The organism is Sphingomonas sp. DMC8 (assembly GCF_056314185.1).
This window is the reverse complement of the sequence record NZ_JBQUYV010000001.1, coordinates 180,167-198,129: the sequence shown is the minus strand read 5'-3', so window position 1 is coordinate 198,129 and position 17,963 is coordinate 180,167. Positions and strand designations below refer to the sequence as shown.

Here is a 17,963-nt window from a genome sequence, read left to right as displayed (position 1 = left end):
GTTATCGCGCCAAGCGGCTGCGGCGGTTCTGCTTGCGCAGCGCACCGGGCATCCAGCGGGCGGCGAACCACATTCTGCGCGCGGTCTTGCCGACGCGCGTGTGGATCTGCTCGCCATGCACCGCGGCCCAGGCGGCTTCGGCAACGGCGTCGACGGGCGTGATCTCCAGCCCCGCCGCCGTTACCGATTCGCGGATCAGCTTGTTCGATCCGGGCGAAGGCTGGTCGAGCAGCGGCGTGTCGATGAACGACGGCATCAGCGTGCGCACCTTCACCCCGGCAGCGGCCCATTCCGCGTCGAGCGATTCGGCGAGCCCGCGCACTGCGAACTTGGTCGCCGAATAGATGGCCGCCCCCGGCGCGCCATAAATGCCGGCGGCCGAGCTGGTGATCAGCATCACCGACCCTGGGGTGCGCGCCAGAAACGGAAAGCCGGCATGCGCGCCATGCACCACGCCCATGAAGTTGACGGCGTTGCAGCGTTCGAGATCGGCCGGATCGCTGCTCGCAAATTCGCCGCTCACGGCAATGCCGGCATTGTTGAACAACACGTCGATGCGGCCGGTATCCGCAGTGAACGCCGCCAGCACCTCGCCCCAGGCGGAGCGGTCACGCACGTCGAGCGGATAGGTCAGCGCCATGCCCGCGGGCAGCATCGCCGCAGTGGCCGCCAGTCCGGCCTGGTTGACATCGGCCAGACCGACGCGCCAGCCGCGTGCAGCGAACAGCGTGGCCACCGCCCGGCCGATGCCCGACGCACCGCCCGTGATGAAAATCGCGCGTTCCGCCATGTTTCTCGCTCTCCCCTGTTTCTTTGACCTTTCCGGCAGCATCCCGCACAACCGTCCGCGATGCCAGCGCAAACGCACCGCGTTACCTTCAAAAGTGTCAGCAAGCTGTATGCGGGCGGCACACGGGCAGTCGACGACGTCTCGCTGGACATAGAAGGCGGCAGCTTCGTTGCGCTGGTCGGCGCGTCGGGATCGGGCAAATCGACGCTGCTCAAGATGGTGAATCGTCTGGTCGCGCCAAGCGCGGGAACGGTGCTGATCGACGATGCGCCGGTTACTGCCGAAGCGCCGCACCTGCTGCGCCGCCGGATCGGCTATGTCTTCCAGAATATCGGGCTGTTCCCGCATCTGACGGTAGGGGAGAATGTCGCGATCGGCCCGCGGCTGGCGGGCGAACGGCTGGCGGACGCGGAAATCGCCGACCTGCTGCGACTGGTGGACCTGCCGCCGGAAATGGCCACGCGGATGCCCGATGCGCTTTCGGGCGGGCAGCGCCAGCGGGTGGGCGTGGCGCGCGCGCTGGCGGGACGGCCGGGCCTGTTGCTGATGGACGAGCCGTTCGGCGCGCTCGACCCCGTCACCCGCGATGCGCTGGGCAAGGCGATCCGCGCGCTGCACGACCGCATGGGCCTTACGACGATACTGGTCACGCACGACATGGCCGAAGCGCTGCTGCTCGCCGATCGCGTGCTGGTGATGGCGGCGGGGCGAATCGTCGGCGACGCCAGCCCACGCGATCTGCTCGCCGGCAAGGGAGGCCCCGAGGCCGATGCTCTGGTTGCGGTGCCGCGCGAACAGGCGCAGCGGCTGGCGGGACTGGCCGAATGACCGCCGCTTTCGCCCGCGTGCCGGAATTGCTGGCACAGCATCTGCTGCTTGCGCTGGCAGCGCTCGCACTGGGTCTGGCGATCAGCCTGCCGCTGGCCGTGCTGTCGGCGCGCAGCCGCGCCGTGGCGCGGGTCGCGCTGGGGGTGGCGAGCCTGATCCAGACGATCCCCGGCCTGGCGCTGCTCGCGCTCTTCTATCCGCTGCTGCTCTGGCTGTCGCGGCTCGCCGGGGGCGGCATTCCCGCGCTGGGCTTCCTGCCGTCACTGCTCGCGCTGACGCTGTATGCGGTGCTGCCGATCCTGCGCAACGCCGTGACCGGGCTCACGACGCTGGATCCCGCCGTGGTCGAGGCAGCGGACGGCATGGGTATGACGCGCTGGCAAAAGCTGCGGCTGGTCGAAGCGCCGCTGGTCGCGCCGGTGGTGATGGCCGGCATCCGCACTGCCGCCGTCTGGACCGTCGGGGCGGCGCCCCTGTCCACCACCGTCGGCCAGCCGAGTCTGGGCGACCTGATCTTTGCCGGGCTGCAGACGCAGAACTGGGCGCTGGTGCTGGCCGGGTGCATCGCGGCAGCGGGACTGGCATTGGCGGTCGACGGACTGTTGGGCCTGGCAGAATTCGGTATCGCCCGGCGGCGGCGCGGACTGGTGTGGCTAAGCCTCGGCCTGCTCGCCGCCGGTACGCTGGCGGCACTGGCGCCGGCCTGGCCGGCAGCGCGCGGCACCGTCACTGTGGGCGCCAAGAACTTCTCCGAGCAATATATCCTCGCCCGGCTGGTGGGGCACCGGCTCGAAGCGGCGGGATACCGGGTCCGTTATCGCGAGGGGCTGGGATCGGCAGTGGCGTTCGATGCGCTGGCGAGCGGCGCTATCGACGTCTATGTCGACTATTCCGGCACGCTCTGGACCGGGCCGATGCACCGCCGCGACGTGCCGCCGCGCCGCGCCATTGTGGAGGGAGTCGGTGCGTGGGCACACGCGCAGCATGGCGTGATGCTGCTGGGATCGCTCGGCTTCGAAAATGCCTATGCCTTTGCGATGCGTGGCGACGATGCGCGCCGGCGCGGCATCACCAATCTGGCCGATCTTGCCCCGATGGCCCCCACCCTGCGCTTCGCCACTGACATCGAATTTCTGGAGCGCCCCGAATGGGCCGCGGTGGAGCGCGCCTATGGCCTGCGCTTTGCCGATGCCCGGCCCTACCAGCCGACTTTCATGTATCGCGCGCTGGCGAGCGGTGCAGCCGACGTGATCTCCGCCTTTTCCTCCGACGGGCGGATTGCTGCGCAGCATCTGGCCGTGCTGCACGATCCGAAGGGCGCGATCCCCGGCTATGACGCGATTGTGCTGCTGGCCCCGCGCCGCGCCGGCGACACCCGCTTTCAGGCGGCGCTGCGCCCGCTGATCGGCGCGATTTCGGTCGAAAAGATGCGCGAAGCCAATTACATGGTGGATCGCGACACGGACAAGACAAGCCCGGACTCGGCGGCGCGCTGGCTGGAACATGGACTCCGCCGCTGAATTCAGGGTAACGCTACCATCACAAAAATTCTGGGAGAGAGAGGATGCGCGTCAGGCTGAAGCTGTTGCTGACCACCACCTTGCTGGCCGCCACACCGGCATTTGCGCAGCATGAGCCGACAACGCTGTCGGCAACGGCGCATCCGGAAAAATGGCCCGCCGCGAGAAGCCAGGGGCTGATCGACCCCGCCACCGAGAAGTTCGTCACCGAACTGATGGCGAAGATGACGCTGGAGGAGAAGGTTGGCCAGATGATTCAGGCCGACATTGGCAGCATCAGGCCCGAGGATCTGGCGACCTACCCGCTCGGCTCGATCCTGGCAGGCGGCAGCTCGCCGCCGCTCGGCGCACCCGACCGTTCCCCACGCGGACCATGGCTGGCAACGGCGCAGGCCTTCCAGAAAGCAGCGCTCGCCCGCAAGACGGGCCACACGCCGATCCCGATCATGTTCGGCATCGATGCGGTCCACGGCAACAACAATGTCGTCGGCGCCACGCTCTTCCCGCACAATGTCGGCCTCGGTGCGATGCGCGACCCGGCGCTGATCGAAAAGATCGGCCGCGCCACAGCGGAGGAAACCAGCGCGGTCGGCATCGACTGGGCGTTCGGACCGACGCTGGCGGTGCCGCAGGACGAACGGTGGGGCCGGGCATATGAAGGCTATTCCGAAGACCCGGATGTCGTGCGCAGCTATTCGGGCGCGATGATCCGCGGGCTGCAGGGCGCGCCCGGCACCAAGGACCGGATCCAGAAGGGCTATGTCGCCGCCTCGGCCAAGCATTTCCTCGGCGACGGCGGCACGTTCGGCGGGCAGGACCAGGGCGACACCCGCGTCTCCGAAGACGAACTGATTCGCATCCACAATGCCGGCTATCCGGGCGCGATCAACGCCGGCACGATGACGGTGATGGCCTCGTTCAGCAGCTGGAACGGCGCGAAGATGCACGGCAACAAGTCGCTGCTCACCGATGTGCTGAAGGGCAGGATGGGCTTTCAGGGCTTCGTCGTCGGCGACTGGAACGGCCATGCCCAGGTGCCGGGCTGCACCCCCACCGATTGCGCAGCGACGTTCAACGCCGGGCTCGACATGGCAATGGCGCCGGACAGCTGGAAGGGCCTGTACGAATCGACCATCGCCCATGTGAAGGACGGCACAATCCCGATGGCGCGAGTGGACGACGCGGTGCGCCGCATCCTGCGCGTGAAGGTGCAGATGGGTCTGTTCAACCCGGCCCGCCCCTATGAGAGCAAGGGCGAGATGGTCGGCGCCCCCGAACACCGCGCGATCGCACGGCAAGCGGTGGCCAAGTCACTGGTGCTCCTGAAGAACAACGGCGTACTGCCGGTGAAGGCGAGCGCGAACGTGCTCGTCGCCGGTCCGGGCGCCGATTCGATGGCGCAGCAATCGGGCGGCTGGACGCTGAGCTGGCAGGGCGACGGCAACCCCAATTCGATGTTCCCCAACGGCGAGACGATCTTCGCCGGCATTCAGGCGGCGGTGAAGGCGGGCGGGGGCACGGCAAGGCTTTCGCCCGACGGCAGCTTCACGACGAAACCCGATGTGGCGATCGTCGTGTTCGGCGAGGAGCCCTATGCCGAAATGCGCGGCGACGTGCGCACGCTGGAGTTTCAGCCGGGCGACAAGCAGGCGCTGGCGCTGCTCCGCAAGCTGAAGGCGGCGGGTGTGCCGGTCGTCTCGGTGTTCCTGTCGGGCCGGCCGCTATGGGTGAATCCGGAACTCAACGCCTCGGATGCATTCGTCGCCGCCTGGCTGCCGGGCAGCGAAGGCGCGGGCGTGGCCGACGTGCTGATCGGCGACAAGGCCGGCAAGCCGCGCCGCGACTTCACCGGCAAGCTGGCCTACAGCTGGCCCAAAAATGCGGGCCAGTTCACGCTCAATCGCGGCGAGCCGGGCTATGACCCGCTGTTCGCCTTCGGCTATGGCCTCAGCTATGCGAAGCCCGGCAAGGTCGGCGCGCTCAGCGAAGTCGCGGGCGTCGATGCCTCGCTGGCCAATACCAGCATCTTCTTCGCCAAGGGCGTGACGCCGGCGCCATTCTCCTTCGCCACCGACAGCGGCATCACCCGCAAGCCCGTCGACGGCCCGGCGACGCAGGAAGGCGCACAGCAGCTGACCTGGCCCGCAGGCACGGCGACGCTGCGGATCGGCGGCAGCCCGCTTGATCTCAGCCGCGAGACCAATGGCGACCTGTCGCTGCGCCTCGTGTACCGCGTCGATGCGGCGCCGACAGGGCCGGTCCAGCTCTCGATGGACGGCGGCGCGCCCGGCGGCGCGATCGACGCGACCAGCCTGTTCACCGGCAAGCAGGGATGGCAGACGGTGAATGTGCTGCTCAAATGCTATCGGAAGAACGGTGTCGACATGACCAAGGTGACTGCCCCGGTGGTGCTGCGTGCCAGCGGCCCCTTCACGCTCTCGCTCGCCGAGGCGAAGATCGTCTCTGACCCCAACGCCTCGATCTGCCCGGGCAAATGAGCGCGATCGAGGTCGTCACGCTCGCACGCGGGCCGTTCCGCGCGCAGTTGCTTACCCTCGGCGCGACGCTGCACCGGCTGGAGGTGCCCGATCGGCACGGGCGGTCCGAGAATATCGTGCTCGGCTATGCCGATCTCGAGGATTATCGCCGCCAGCCGCCGCGCTATTACGGCGCGGTGGCAGGCCGCTATGCCAACCGCATCGCCGGCGGGCGGTTCACGCTCGACGGCGAGACGTTCCAGCTCACCACCAACGAAGGCAGCAACAGCCTCCATTCGGGACCGGACGGGTTCGACCAGCAGCATTGGACGGTCGAGGCGCAGACCGACTCGTCGGTCACGTTCCGTCTCGACAGTCCGGACGGGTGGAACGGCTTTCCCGGCGCACTGACGGTGCGCGTCCGCTATGCGCTGGAGGAAGACGGACTGACGGTCGACTTCAGCGCGACGAGCGACCGCGCAACGATCGTCAACCTGACGCAGCATGCCTATTACAACCTGGCCGGCGAGGCGAGCGGGACGACAATCCTTGACCATGTGCTGCAACTGCCGTCCAGCCATATGACGCCCACCGACGCGGCGCTGATCCCCACGGGTGAACTGGCGGATGTGACCGGCACGCCCTTTGACTTCCGCCATCCCAAACCGATCGGCCGCGACATCGACGCCGACGACGCGCAGCTCGCGCTCGGCAAGGGCTATGACCATAATTTCGCGATCGACGGGCCGGCGGGCACGCTGCGCCGTGTGGCTACGCTGTTTGACCCTGGCTCAGGCAGGGTGATGGCGCTGCATTCGACCGAGCCGGGGCTGCAACTCTATACCGGCAATTATCTGGCAAATGGCGCACCGGGGACCAGCGGCACCATCTATCCGGCGCGGGCAGCCCTGTGCCTGGAGCCGCAGAAATTCCCCGACAGCCCCAACCAGCCCGACTTTCCCTCGGCAAGGCTCGATCCCGGACAGGTGTATCGCCACGCGATGGCGCTGCGGTTCCGCGTGGCGGACGGGGTGGACGCTGCGTTCGAATAAGAGCGGCAAAGCGATCACCCTCACCCTTCCCACCGCCTTCGGCGGCGGGCCCCTTCCCTCTCCCAACGGGAGAGGGAGCTTCAACACCTCTACCTTTCGGAGAGTGTGGGTGGCGAATTCTTCTAACGCTTGCCGGGCTCGGCGCGGGCCGCGAGTCGCTCCACCGCTGCCGCATGGATGCCCGGCGCGGTGGCAAGGACGCCATAGGCTTCCCCCGACGGCGTGTTGAAGAACAGCGGCTGCCCCAGCGCGTCGGTCACCGCCGCGCCCGCCTCGCGCGCCAGCAACACGGCGGCGGCGATGTCCCATTCATGGCCCCAGCGCAGCGTCGCCACCAGATCGGCTTCGCCCGCCGCCACCATGGCGATGCGCAGCGCAATCGAATTGGGCCGGGGCACCATCACCAGATCGCGGTCGACCTGGGGCAGCGTGTCGGCCGGCACCCGCGCACCCGCCAGAACATCGCGCGCCGCAGCCATAAGCATCGCGCCGTTGCGCCGGGCACCGCGCCCTTGCTCCGCCCGCCACACTTCGCCGCGCGCTGGTGCATCGAGCACGCCGATCACCGGCTGGCCATTTTCGACCAGCGCGACCGACACCGCCCAGCCCGGCCGCCCGCGCAGATAGTCGCGCGTCCCGTCGATCGGATCGACCACCCAGATCCGCGCCGCATCGAGCCGGGCGGGATGATCGACCGTCTCTTCGGATAGCCAGCCGGCATCGGGCAGCAGCTGCCCCAGCCGGTCGCGCAGCAACGCATCCACTTCCAGATCCACCGCGCAGACCGGATTGCCCGGCGCCTTTTCCCAGCGCGCAAAATCGGTCTGCCAGCGGCGCATCGCCAGCCGGCCCGCCTCGGCCGCGATCGCGGCGACCTCGGCGGCCAGTTCAGGCACCGGCCAGCGTCATCCCGTCGATGCGCAGCGTCGGCGCGTTGATGCCGAAGCGGAACTCCAGATCATTGGCCGGTGTGAGCGCGCGGAACATGTCTTTCAGATTGCCGGCGATCGTCACTTCGGAAACCGGCACGGTGATCTCGCCGCCCTCGATCAGGAAGCCGGCCGCCCCGCGGCTGTAATCGCCGGTGACGCCGTTGACGCCCTGGCCGATCAGCTCGGTGACGTAGAAGCCATGGGCGATGTCGCCGATCATCGTTTCGGGCGGAACGCTGCCCGCCTCCATATAGAGATTGCTGGGCGCAACGCCCGGCGCGCCGCCGACGCCGCGCACCGCATGGCCGGTCGGCTCCATCCCGAGCTGGCGCGCCGCCGCGCTGTCGAGCAGCCAGGTTTCCAGCATGCCGCCATCGACGATCTTCATCGGCCCGACCGGCAGCCCCTCGCCGTCGAACGGCCGCGACCGCAGGCCGCGCGGGCGGTGGGGATCGTCGATGATGGTGACCCCGCTGTCGAAAATCTGCGTGCCCAGCGCGTCGAGCAGAAAGCTGGTGCGCCGCGCGATCGCCGACCCGCTGATCGCGCCAAGCAGATGCCCGAGCATGCCCGAAGAGACGCGGCGGTCGAACACCACCGGCAGCGGACCGCTGGCGATCTTGCGCGGATTGAGCCGCGCCACTGCGCGCTCGCCGGCGCGGCGACCGACAATCTCGGGCGCTTCGAGCATTGCCGCATGGCGCGCCGAATGATGGGCATGGTCGCGCTCCATCCCGCTCCCGCTGCCGGCGAGCACACTGGCGGACAGGCCGTGGCTGGTCTGGGCCTGCGCGGCGGCAAAGCCATGGCTGGTGGCGATGGCGAAGATGCTGCGGGTGGCGCCGGCGCTGGCGCCTTCGGAATTGGTGACGCCGGGCACGCCGCGCGCGGCCTCTTCGGCAGCGAGGCTCAGCGCCTTCAGCGTCGCAGGGTCGACCTGCGCGCCGTCGTCCAGGTCGAGATGCGGCGGGGTGCCATGGAGCAGCCGGTCCTGCGGGGCGAGGCCCGCCCAGCGATCTTCGGGCGCCTCGCGCGCCATCGCGACCGCGCGTTCGACCAGCATGTCCATCGCGCCACCGCTAAGGTCGGAGCTGGAGACGCTGGCCGAGCGCTGGCCGACAAACACGCGCAGGCCAATTTCCTCGCTTTCCGACCGCTCGACGTCTTCCAGCGCGCCCATGCGGACGGATACCGACAGGCTGGCATCGGCGGCGAATACGGCATCGGCGGCATCGGCACCGCCACGGCGGGCCCGCGCCACCAGATCGGCGGCGAGGTCGCGGGCTTGGATCTCGGTCAGCATCGGTGGGACTTAGGGACGCGCGCCCGGTACGTCAAAGCCCGCTCATCCCCACGACGAAACAGGCCGCGACCATAAGCAGGCCGGTGTCGCGATTGGCGCGGAAGCGGCGCAGGGCGTTGGCGCCGTCGTTCGGCTTGAGCGTCACGATCTGCCAGCCCAGATGCAGCGCAGCGGGAAACAGCGCGAAGAGCGCCAGCGGATCGGGCCGCACGGTCCAGAAAGCGAGCGCCCATAATATTATCGCACCCAGATAGAAGAGGCCGGTGCCGAAGCGGACATGCTGCCCCATCGCGCGCGCCGAGGAGCGCACGCCGACCAGTGCATCGTCTTCCACATCCTGCAGCGCATAGATGGTATCATAGCCGATCACCCACAGGATGGTGCCGCCATAGAGCCAGAATTTGGCGGCGGCGCGTGCGGCGAACACGCCCTCCCAGTCGCCAGCGACAAAGCCGACCAGCGCGCCCGATCCGAACACGATGCCCAGGAACGCCTGCGGCCACCAGGTGATCCGCTTCATGAACGGATAAGCGGCCACCACCGGCAGCGTGGCGATCGACCACAGCTTGGCCGGCCAGGGCATCGCCAGCCACGCGACCAGCCCGAACGCGAGCAGCGCCAGCAGCCAGGTCCACGCCGCGCGCACCGATACTGCCCCGCTGGGCAGCGGCCGGCTGCGCGTCCGTTCGACCTGCGCGTCGAGGTCGCGGTCGACGATGTCGTTATAGACACAGCCCGCACCGCGCATGGAAATCGAGCCCAGCAGCATCGCCGCGATCAGCCACCAGTCACCCTGCGGCAGCCCCGACAGCAACGCACCCCAGGCGCAGGGCAGGAACAGCAGCCACCAGCCGATCGGCCGGTCGAAGCGGGCGAGCAGCGCATAGGGGCGCCACGCGGCAGGCAAATAGGCGAGCAAGCCGCGATGCTCGCTATCGGGAACGATCGGGGGTGCAGCATTCATGCTGCGCCTGCTGCCACAATCCGCACCGGCACGCCCGACATTTTTCGGCACACACTTGCGACAATTTTCCGCTAGCGGAATGAATCGATTCGCCAGGGAGGGTAAAAATGCGCGCATTCTTCGTTGCCGGTATGATGATCGCCGCCACGGGTACGGCGCATGCGCAGGACAATCCGCCCCCGCCCCGGCCGCATGGCGGACTGTTCATCAGCCCGATGGGCGAGCCCTTTCGCGGCATGCAGGACGGCGTGGCCCCGCAAGATGCCTGGTTCAAAGGCGCCGACGCCAACCATGACGGTGTGCTGACGCTCGACGAGTTTCAGGACGACGCGATGCGCTGGTTCAAGAAGCTCGATCGCGACGGCGACGGCGAAATAGACCCGACCGAAATCGACTATTACGAAACGGTGCTGGTGCCCGAAGTGCGCGGCGGCGGTTTCGACATGGGCGGCCCGCCGATCGGCAGCGACGGCCAGGCCCGCGCCGCCGATATCGGTTCCACCGTCATCATGAGCGGGGTCGCGCGGTTCGGCTATCTCAACATTCCCGAACCGGTCAGCTCGGCCGACACCAGCCTGAACGGCGGCGTGACGGTGGCCGAATTCATGGCTGCAGCGAAACGCCGGTTCAATCTGCTCGATGCCGACCATGACGGCAAGATCACCAAGAAGGAACTGCCCGAGCTCCACGCCGGCGCGATGCGCCGCGGCGGACGCGGCCGCGGCCCCGGCCCGAGCGGTGGCGGGCGCCACGGCGGGGGCGGGCCTCCCGGCGGCATGGGCGGACCGATGGGCGGCGGCTACGGAGGCTGAGCCCCGCGCTCGCTCCCGACAGCCGAACGGAGCGCGGGCGTACACGGTCCACGCATGGACGAACCGGCACGCCCCCGGCTACAGCGCAGCCCATGCCCGCAACACCCGCCTGGCCGCCGCAATCCGCCCCCCGCCTCTATGTCGAGGCGCCGCTCGAACCCGGCCCGCGCCGGATTGACGGACCGCAGGCGCATTATCTGGCGCAAGTGATGCGGATGAAGCCAGGCGAGGCGGTGAAGCTGTTCGACAATGCGAATGGCGAATGGCTGGGCGTCGTCGCGCAGGTCGGCAAGCGCGACCTGATCCTCGACGTGACCGAACAGCTCCGCCCGCTCGAAGCGGTGCCCGACCTGTGGCTGTGCGCGGCACCGATCAAGAAGGGGCGCATCGACTGGGTGGCGGAAAAGGCGTGCGAGCTGGGCGTCGCACGGCTGGTGCCGGTGCTCACGCGGCGGACCGTGATCGACCGGCTCAACCTGGAGCGGCTGACCAGCCATATGATCGAGGCGGCCGAGCAATGCGGCCGCACTGCCCTGCCCGAACTTGTCGAGCCGGTGAAGCTGCCCGCGCTGCTGCGCGACTGGCCGGCGGAGCGCGCCTTGTTCTTCGCCGACGAAACCGGCGGCATACCCGCGCTGGAAGCGATGCGCGCCCGCCCCGGCCCGGCGGCGATTCTGGTCGGCCCGGAAGGCGGGTTCGACGCGGAGGAACGCGCGGCGATTCGCGAGCTTCCACAGGCGGTGGGCATTGCGCTCGGCCCCCGCATTCTGCGCGCCGAGACCGCTGCTGCGGCGGCGGTAACGCTCTGGATGGGCGCCGCCGGCGACTGGTAACCGACCGGTACAAAAATCCACTGGCGCTCCTTCGCGGGCCTCGCTAAGGGCGCGCCATGAGCACGAAGACCGACACAAACAGCAACGCGGCGGTCATCGAGGATCGTGCCCAGCTCGTCGAATATTTCGCCCGCGGCGAAAAGCCGGCGGAGCGCTGGCGTATCGGCACCGAGCACGAGAAGTTCGTCTACTGGATGGACGGCAGCCATCGCGCGCCCAGCTATGAAGAGCGCGGCGGTATTCACGCACTATTGATCGGCCTTACCGAATTTGGCTGGAAGCCGGTTTATGAGGGCGAGAACATCATCGCGCTGTCCGGCGCGGACGGCACGATCAGCCTGGAGCCGGCGGGCCAGTTCGAACTCTCCGGCGCGCCACTGGAAAACCTGCACGAGACCTGCGCCGAAACCGGCCGCCACCTGAAACAGGTGAAGGCGGTGGGCGACCGGCTGGGCATCGGCTTTCTTGGCCTGGGCATGTGGCCGGACAAGACCCGCGCCGAGCTGCCGATCATGCCCAAGGGCCGGTACGACATCATGCTGCGCCACATGCCGCGCGTCGGCTCGCTCGGGCTGGACATGATGCTGCGCACCTGCACCATCCAGGTGAATCTGGATTATGCCAGCGAAGCCGACATGGCGAAGAAGTTCCGCGTCGGACTGGCGCTGCAGCCGCTGGCGACGGCGCTGTTCGCCAACTCGCCCTTCACGGAGGGCAAGCCCAACGGCTATCTCTCCTACCGCAGCCATATCTGGTCGGACACCGATCCGGCCCGCACGGGCATGCTGCCCTTCGTGTTCGAGGACGGCTTCGGCTATGAGCGCTATGCCGACTATGCGCTCGATGTGCCGATGTACTTCGTCTATCGCGACGGCAAATATATCGACGCGGCCGGCCTCAGCTTCCGCGACTTCCTGAAGGGCGAGCTGTCGGTTCTGCCCGGCGAACTGCCGACGATCGACGACTGGGCCGACCATCTCTCTACCGCCTTCCCCGAAGTGCGGATGAAGCAGTTCCTCGAAATGCGCGGCGCCGATGGCGGCCGCTGGGGCCGCATCTGCGCGTTGCCGGCGCTATGGGTGGGCCTGCTCTACGATCAGGGCGCGCTCGATGCCGCCTGGGATCTGGTAAAGGGCTGGTCGATGGAAGGCCGCGAGGCGCTGCGCAGCGCGGTGCCCAAGCTGGCGCTCGACGCGCCGCTGCCCGGCGGCGGCAAGCTGGCGGACATTGCCGGCGAAGTGCTCGACATCGCCGGCGCGGGGCTCAAGGCGCGGGGCCGGCTGAACGGCGCGGGCGACAATGAATCGGGCTTCCTCGATCCCCTGCGCGAAATCGTGCGGACCGGCAAAGTGCCGGCGCAGATACTGCTCGATCGCTATCATGGCGATTGGCAGGGCGACATCACCCGCGTCTATGGCGAGGCGAAGTTCTGAGACGTTCATCCTCCCCCGGAGGGGGAGGGGGACCAGCCGCAGGCTGGTGGAGGGGTAGCGCGCCGCATGCTCCACGGTCCGAAACGCACGCAATCGCTTGCAGCCGAACTGCGCCGCACCATGAGCCTTCCGGAAGTGCTGTTGTGGCAGGAACTCCGCAAGAGGCCCGCGGGCTTGCGGTTTCGGCGGCAACATCCCGCCGGGCGTTATGTGCTCGACTTCTTCTGCGCCCGGGCAAAGCTGGCGGTTGAAGTCGACGGCGAGGCCCATGCGCGGGGCGACCGCCCTCTGCGCGATGCGATACGTGATGACTGGCTCCGCTCAAACGGCATACGGCTTCTCCGCATACCGGCCCCCGAGATTTTGGGGGACGTTGCCGCCGTCGTTCAACATATTGTCGTCACAGCCGGTGGAGAGTACCCCTCCACCGGCTTCGCCGGTCCCCCTCCCCCTCCGGGGGAGGATTGAAACCTGCGCATATCCCCTTGGCTACGTCCATTCGACCTACCGGGGCTGATGTGCCTCAGGCCTCGCTCGATCGAACGTGTACTCCTGACCGGTGCTTACATCCATCAGACGCACGGCATTGGGAGCGTCGCTGCCGACAAGCGGCAAGTACAGCGGAAACTTGTCTGCTTCATACACGACCCTGCAACCGGAATCATCTCGGCGGACACCAATCATGTGCGGGGACAATACCGCAATGTCGTTCTTGCGGCGCTCCAGCACGTAGCCAATGCTCGCCCGGCCGAAGGTAAGGTTCCCGTTGTGGAGGCGCAGCATGCCGCAATCGGTGTTGCGATATTCCCCATTGGCGTAGCTCGCGGGAATAGGATTGGGAGGGAAGAACCAACTACACAGGACGAGGACCAGCCCCCCACAGGCCGCTATGCCGATGGTGAGCATCAGCATCCTGTCCCTGAGATAATCCGCGCCCGCATCCATTCCTGCATGCTCACATATGGAGTGCGCGATCAGCAAGGTCATGCTGTCAGGCCCGCTCACCCTTCCCGCCGACTGTGGCTGCAGGACCTCTCCCTCTCCTTGCGAGAGAGGAAGGAGCGCCGAAGGCGTGGAAGGGCAAGGGGTCTTAGAGGAGCCTCAAACGGTCGGCTTACCGTCCACCCGCGCGGGCACACCCGCACCGTCACGCACGTCGACCGGCAGCAGCGCCTCCGGCAGGTCCTGGTACGACACCGGCCGCAGATAGCGGTCGATCGCGAGCGTGCCCACAGAGGTGCTGCGCCCGTCCGAAGTGGAGGGGAACGGCCCGCCATGGACCATCGCGTCGGTCACTTCCACGCCGGTCGGCCAGCCATTCGCCAGGATGCGGCCGGCCAGCCGCTCGAGCGACGGCAGCAGTTCCTGCGCGATCGCCACGTCGCCCTCGTCCATGTGCAGCGTGGTGGTGAGCTGGCCTTCGAGCAGGGCAACCACCTTCTTCAGCTCGTCGGTATCGGCGCAGCGCACCAGCAAGGATACCGAACCGAAGACTTCCTCGGCGTGGCTGGGATCGGCCAGGAAGTCCGCACCGGTCATGGTGAACAGCGCGCCGCGGCCGCAGGTCGGCCCCTGCGGCGCGACGCCCTGCGCGATCTGCTTCACGCTCGGCGCCGATGCCAGCTTGGCCACACCGGTCTCATAGGCCTTGTGGATGTTCGGGGTGAGCATCACCTGCGCGGGGGCGCCGGTCATGGCTTCGGTGGCCGCGGCAAGGAAGCGCTCCAGCGCCGGGCTCTCCAGCGCCAGCACCAGCCCCGGATTGGTGCAGAACTGGCCCGCACCCATCGTCACCGATGCGACATAGCCCTTGCCCAGCGCCTCGGCACGCGCTTCCAGCGCGGCCGGCAGCAGGAACACCGGATTGATGCTGCTCATCTCGGCATAGACGGGGATCGGCACCGGGCGGCTCTGCGCGATGCGCACCAGCGCCAGACCGCCGCCGCGCGAGCCGGTGAAGCCGACCGCCTTGATGCGCGGATCGCGCACCAGCGCCTCGCCCAGTTCATTCGCGGTACCGGCGACCATCGAGAACACGCCTGCCGGCATGCCGGTCTTCTCCACCGCACGGGCGATGGCGGTCGCGATCAGCTCGGCCGTGCCCGGATGCGCCGGGTGGCCCTTCACCACCACCGGGCACCCGGCGGCGAGTGCCGAGGCGGTGTCGCCACCGGCGGTCGAGAAGGCGAGCGGGAAGTTCGAGGCGCCGAACACCGCGACCGGGCCAAGCGGCACCATGCGCAGGCGCAGGTCAGGCTTGGGCAGCGGCGCGCGGCCGGGGATCGCATGGTCGATGCGGACGCGGAGATAATCGCCGAGGCGCAGCTCCTTCGCGAACAGGCGCAGCTGGCCGGCGGTGCGGCCGCGCTCGCCCTGCAGGCGGGCCTGCGGCAGGCCACTTTCCTGCATCGCGCGCTCGATCAGTTCGTCGCCCAGCGCCTCGATTTCCTCGGCAATCGCTTCGAGGAACCTGGCGCGCTCTTCGCGCGGCAGGCTCGAATAGGGCAGGAACGCGGCCTCGGCAGCGGCGCAGGCGGCGTCCACATCCTCGAGCGTCGCGACGCTGAAGCTGGGTTCGATCTCGCTGCCGGTCGCGGCGGCAACGGCGCGGAAGCCGGCGTCGCGAGCGACGCGCTTCGATGCGATGAACAATTCTCCGGTCAGCGCCATCTTAGCTCTCTCCGATCCCGTAATGAAGTTAGCGGTAACAATACCCCGGCGACTTAGGCTCTGGCCGCGCGCCGTTCAACCGCCAACACCCGATGGCGCGCGCAAAATCAAGCACGCAACGCCGCACCGGTACATTTTGTTGTCAGACAACAAAGCGCACAGACCCTTGCGGCTCACGCCCGTGCGGGATCAGTGATGCCTGCCTTCCCGTCTTCCAGCCGCCCGGCGATGCGACGATGATAGCGGGGATGGGCATCGTTGGTGACGACCAGATCATACCAGCCCCGGGTCGGCGCGAGCGACCAATGCTGGCTGCCCCCGCCGGCAGGTGCCGTCCAGCCGGCATGATGTTCGGCATAGGCACCCGGCGTCACCTGCACCCCGGCGGGCGCAGCCAGCGTCAGCGTGCCGTCCGCCAGCGTCCAGCGCAGGGCCGGCAGCGCCTGGGCGCTCGCCCGGTCGCCGGCAAAGTGGCGGTGGAAACCATTGGTGCCGCGCACCCACAGGTCGTAGCGCCCCTCCTCGCCGTCCAGCATCCATTCGCCCGCCAGCGTCGCGCCGGGCGCGACGGTGTAGCGGCGCGGAATGCGATCGAGGTGCAACCGGTCGTAGACGTGGAATACCGCTGCCCTGCTGCCGGTATTGGCGAAATCGAGCGCGATCCGGCCGGCGCCGGCATCGACGCGGTCCTGCACCTCCGGCCGATAGGGGAGCGGGCGGGCAAGGCGCACGCCGCGTTCCTGCACCGGGCGGGGCGGCGCAGTGGGCGCCTGCGGCGCCACCTGCCCCTTGATCGCCAGCGCAGCTTCACGCGCCTTGTGCGTATCGGGCAGTGCGGCCGCAAAATCGCGGTAGTTGGGCCGGGCAAAATCGAACGCGCCGGTCAGGTCGCCGCACACCGCGCGGCGCCAGGGCGAGATGTTCGGCTCCATCACCCCGAAGCGGCGTTCGAGGAAGCGGATGACCGAGGTGTGGTCCGCCACTTCCGAATGGACCCAGCCGCCGCGCGACCAGGGCGACAGGACATACATCGGCACACGCGGGCCCAGCCCATAAGGCCGGCCGCGCAGTTCAAGCTCGTCGCCCTCGGCACCCGGCGCGGGCAGGCGGTGATATTCGTCATCGGTATCGACCGACGAGGCCCCTGCCCAGCCGCCCGGTGCATCGGGATCGGGCGAAGGCGGCGCGGGGGGCGGCACATGGTCGAAAAAACCGTCATTTTCGTCGAACATCACGAACAATGCGGTGCGCGCCCAAACCTTGGGATCGGCAGTCAGCGCGTCGATCACCTGCGCGATATAGGCCGCGCCCTGCGCCGGGCTCGACGGCCCGGGATGTTCGGAACCTTCGGCGGTGCCGATCACCCACGACACCTGCGGCAGGCGGCCGGCGAGCACGTCGGCCTTGAGGCGGTCGATCGCCTGGGTGCTGAGCGCACGGTCCTTCAGCGCCGGGTCGCTCCCCGGTTCGCCACGGTGCGCGCGGCGATATTGCAGGAAGTTCTGCACCGGATTGTCGCCGAAATTATCGGCCATGTCCTGATAATGGCGCCAGTCGATGCCGGCCGCCTGCAGCCGCTCGCCATAGGTGGTCCAGTGATAGCGCGGCTGGGCGGAATCGGGGCGGTCGAGCGAATCGTCGACATTGTCGATCACCGGCCCGCCGGCCTTGCCGTGCGGATCGTTGCTGGCGCTCCACAGGAACAGCCGGTTGGTGTTGGTGCCGGTCTGCACCGAGCAATGATAGGCGTCGCACAGCGTGAAGGCCTCGGCCAGCGCGAACTGGAAGGGAATGTCCTCGCGCGTGAAATAGCCCATGGCACGCTGGGTCTTCGCCTCTGGCCAATGGCCCATGCGGCCATGGTCCCACGCCGCCTGGGCGTTGGGCCAGTGATGCGGCGTACCGGCCATGCGCATCAGTTCGAACTGCGCCTGGGTGGAAAGGTGGAAAGGATGAACGGCGCGCGGCGGCACTGTGGTGCGGTCCAACTGTGTCCACACGTCGCGCGGCGCACCATCCGTGCCGGGCGCGACCGGAATCGGGAAGCGATCGCCAAAGCCGCACACGCCGGACAGCGTGCCGAAATAATGGTCGAACGCCCGGTTTTCCTGCATCAGGATGACGACATGGGCGACATCCTCGATCGTGCCCTTGCGCACATCGGCAGGGATGGCGAGCGCGCGGGCGATCGAAGCCGGCAACGACGCCAGCGTGGCAGCGCCAAGGCCGGTGCGAAGCAGCGCGCGGCGATCGAATGTCATCTGGGGCGTTCCTAAAAATCCTGGGTTCAACCGCGTCGCTACGCCACCAAAACGACGCAATCGTGACGAGTCCGGGCGGGACGCCGAA

At 68.2% G+C, this 17,963-nt stretch carries 15 protein-coding genes; 8 read left to right on the top strand and 7 right to left on the bottom strand.

Annotated elements, in window-relative coordinates; translation table 11 throughout:
• Position 1 precedes the first annotated feature (1 nt).
• Positions 2–790 carry an SDR family oxidoreductase gene (locus ACT53K_RS00920; RefSeq protein WP_476226644.1) on the bottom strand — a complete coding sequence of 263 codons (789 nt, stop codon included), beginning with the start codon at positions 788–790 and terminating at the stop codon, positions 2–4.
• 60 nt (positions 791–850) lie between these two features.
• Between ACT53K_RS00920 and ACT53K_RS00915 the strand changes: the two genes are divergently transcribed.
• The 4 genes from ACT53K_RS00915 to ACT53K_RS00900 are packed head-to-tail and all read left to right on the top strand — an operon-like array spanning position 851 to position 6,667.
• Positions 851–1,618 carry an ATP-binding cassette domain-containing protein gene (locus ACT53K_RS00915; protein WP_476226643.1) on the top strand — a complete coding sequence of 256 codons (768 nt, stop codon included), beginning with the start codon at positions 851–853 and terminating at the stop codon, positions 1,616–1,618.
• On the top strand, positions 1,615–3,138 hold the full coding sequence (locus ACT53K_RS00910; protein WP_476226641.1) for an ABC transporter permease/substrate-binding protein: 1,524 nt from the start codon (positions 1,615–1,617) through the stop codon (positions 3,136–3,138). The genes ACT53K_RS00915 and ACT53K_RS00910 overlap by 4 nt, the downstream gene beginning before the upstream one ends.
• A 44-nt stretch (positions 3,139–3,182) precedes the next feature.
• The gene (locus tag ACT53K_RS00905) at positions 3,183–5,636 is read left to right on the top strand and encodes a glycoside hydrolase family 3 protein (protein WP_476226640.1); all 2,454 of its coding nucleotides are present in this window, start codon (positions 3,183–3,185) and stop codon (positions 5,634–5,636) included.
• Positions 5,633–6,667 carry an aldose epimerase family protein gene (locus tag ACT53K_RS00900; protein ID WP_476226639.1) on the top strand — a complete coding sequence of 345 codons (1,035 nt, stop codon included), beginning with the start codon at positions 5,633–5,635 and terminating at the stop codon, positions 6,665–6,667. The genes ACT53K_RS00905 and ACT53K_RS00900 overlap by 4 nt, the downstream gene beginning before the upstream one ends.
• A 122-nt stretch (positions 6,668–6,789) precedes the next feature.
• Here ACT53K_RS00900 and ACT53K_RS00895 read toward each other — a convergent pair whose 3' ends face one another.
• The 3 genes from ACT53K_RS00895 to ubiA are packed head-to-tail and all read right to left on the bottom strand — an operon-like array spanning position 6,790 to position 9,866.
• Positions 6,790–7,563, bottom strand: a complete 774-nt coding sequence (locus tag ACT53K_RS00895) for a 3'(2'),5'-bisphosphate nucleotidase CysQ (RefSeq protein ID WP_476226638.1) — start codon at positions 7,561–7,563, stop codon at positions 6,790–6,792.
• On the bottom strand, positions 7,556–8,902 hold the full coding sequence (locus tag ACT53K_RS00890) for a TldD/PmbA family protein (RefSeq protein WP_476226637.1): 1,347 nt from the start codon (positions 8,900–8,902) through the stop codon (positions 7,556–7,558). The genes ACT53K_RS00895 and ACT53K_RS00890 overlap by 8 nt, the downstream gene beginning before the upstream one ends.
• A gap of 31 nt (positions 8,903–8,933) precedes the next feature.
• On the bottom strand, positions 8,934–9,866 hold the full coding sequence (ubiA, locus tag ACT53K_RS00885) for a 4-hydroxybenzoate octaprenyltransferase (RefSeq protein WP_476226636.1): 933 nt from the start codon (positions 9,864–9,866) through the stop codon (positions 8,934–8,936).
• Positions 9,867–9,973: 107 nt separating this feature from the next.
• Here ubiA and ACT53K_RS00880 point away from each other — a divergent pair, with 107 nt between their 5' ends.
• The 4 genes from ACT53K_RS00880 to ACT53K_RS00865 all read left to right on the top strand — a co-directional run bounded on the left by ACT53K_RS00880 (position 9,974) and on the right by ACT53K_RS00865 (position 13,412).
• Positions 9,974–10,678 carry an EF-hand domain-containing protein gene (locus ACT53K_RS00880; RefSeq protein ID WP_476226635.1) on the top strand — a complete coding sequence of 235 codons (705 nt, stop codon included), beginning with the start codon at positions 9,974–9,976 and terminating at the stop codon, positions 10,676–10,678.
• Between the two features lie 92 nt (positions 10,679–10,770).
• A complete protein-coding gene (locus ACT53K_RS00875; protein WP_476226634.1) occupies positions 10,771–11,511 on the top strand; it encodes a 16S rRNA (uracil(1498)-N(3))-methyltransferase in 741 nt (246 codons plus the stop codon).
• A gap of 56 nt (positions 11,512–11,567) precedes the next feature.
• Positions 11,568–12,944: a glutamate--cysteine ligase gene (locus tag ACT53K_RS00870; protein WP_476226633.1), complete on the top strand. Its 1,377-nt coding sequence runs from the start codon at positions 11,568–11,570 to the stop codon at positions 12,942–12,944.
• Positions 12,945–13,010: 66 nt separating this feature from the next.
• Complete coding sequence (locus ACT53K_RS00865; protein ID WP_476226632.1) at positions 13,011–13,412, top strand: endonuclease domain-containing protein; 402 nt, start codon at positions 13,011–13,013, stop codon at positions 13,410–13,412.
• 36 nt (positions 13,413–13,448) lie between these two features.
• Here the strand turns inward: ACT53K_RS00865 and ACT53K_RS00860 are convergent, their stop codons facing one another.
• The 3 genes from ACT53K_RS00860 to ACT53K_RS00850 all read right to left on the bottom strand — a co-directional run bounded on the left by ACT53K_RS00860 (position 13,449) and on the right by ACT53K_RS00850 (position 17,875).
• Positions 13,449–13,931, bottom strand: a complete 483-nt coding sequence (locus ACT53K_RS00860; RefSeq protein WP_476226631.1) for a hypothetical protein — start codon at positions 13,929–13,931, stop codon at positions 13,449–13,451.
• Positions 13,932–14,045: 114 nt separating this feature from the next.
• Positions 14,046–15,614 (bottom strand): aldehyde dehydrogenase (NADP(+)), encoded by a 1,569-nt coding sequence (locus tag ACT53K_RS00855; RefSeq protein WP_476226630.1) that lies wholly within the window; start codon positions 15,612–15,614, stop codon positions 14,046–14,048.
• 173 nt (positions 15,615–15,787) lie between these two features.
• Complete coding sequence (locus tag ACT53K_RS00850) at positions 15,788–17,875, bottom strand: phosphocholine-specific phospholipase C (protein ID WP_476226629.1); 2,088 nt, start codon at positions 17,873–17,875, stop codon at positions 15,788–15,790.
• Positions 17,876–17,963 lie beyond the last annotated feature (88 nt).

Excerpts from the sequence above, each read along its gene's own strand:
- ACT53K_RS00920 (WP_476226644.1), bottom strand. The coding sequence starts at position 790 with ATGGCGGAACGCGCGATTTTCATCACGGGCGGTGCGTCGGGCATCGGC.
- ACT53K_RS00915 (WP_476226643.1), top strand. The coding sequence starts at position 851 with ATGCCAGCGCAAACGCACCGCGTTACCTTCAAAAGTGTCAGCAAGCTG.
- ACT53K_RS00910 (WP_476226641.1), top strand. The coding sequence starts at position 1,615 with ATGACCGCCGCTTTCGCCCGCGTGCCGGAATTGCTGGCACAGCATCTG.
- ACT53K_RS00905 (WP_476226640.1), top strand. The coding sequence starts at position 3,183 with ATGCGCGTCAGGCTGAAGCTGTTGCTGACCACCACCTTGCTGGCCGCC.
- ACT53K_RS00900 (WP_476226639.1), top strand. The coding sequence starts at position 5,633 with ATGAGCGCGATCGAGGTCGTCACGCTCGCACGCGGGCCGTTCCGCGCG.
- ACT53K_RS00890 (WP_476226637.1), bottom strand. The coding sequence starts at position 8,902 with ATGCTGACCGAGATCCAAGCCCGCGACCTCGCCGCCGATCTGGTGGCG.
- ubiA (WP_476226636.1), bottom strand. The coding sequence starts at position 9,866 with ATGAATGCTGCACCCCCGATCGTTCCCGATAGCGAGCATCGCGGCTTG.
- ACT53K_RS00880 (WP_476226635.1), top strand. The coding sequence starts at position 9,974 with ATGCGCGCATTCTTCGTTGCCGGTATGATGATCGCCGCCACGGGTACG.
- ACT53K_RS00875 (WP_476226634.1), top strand. The coding sequence starts at position 10,771 with ATGCCCGCAACACCCGCCTGGCCGCCGCAATCCGCCCCCCGCCTCTAT.
- ACT53K_RS00870 (WP_476226633.1), top strand. The coding sequence starts at position 11,568 with ATGAGCACGAAGACCGACACAAACAGCAACGCGGCGGTCATCGAGGAT.
- ACT53K_RS00865 (WP_476226632.1), top strand. The coding sequence starts at position 13,011 with ATGCTCCACGGTCCGAAACGCACGCAATCGCTTGCAGCCGAACTGCGC.
- ACT53K_RS00860 (WP_476226631.1), bottom strand. The coding sequence starts at position 13,931 with ATGACCTTGCTGATCGCGCACTCCATATGTGAGCATGCAGGAATGGAT.
- ACT53K_RS00855 (WP_476226630.1), bottom strand. The coding sequence starts at position 15,614 with ATGGCGCTGACCGGAGAATTGTTCATCGCATCGAAGCGCGTCGCTCGC.
- ACT53K_RS00850 (WP_476226629.1), bottom strand. The coding sequence starts at position 17,875 with ATGACATTCGATCGCCGCGCGCTGCTTCGCACCGGCCTTGGCGCTGCC.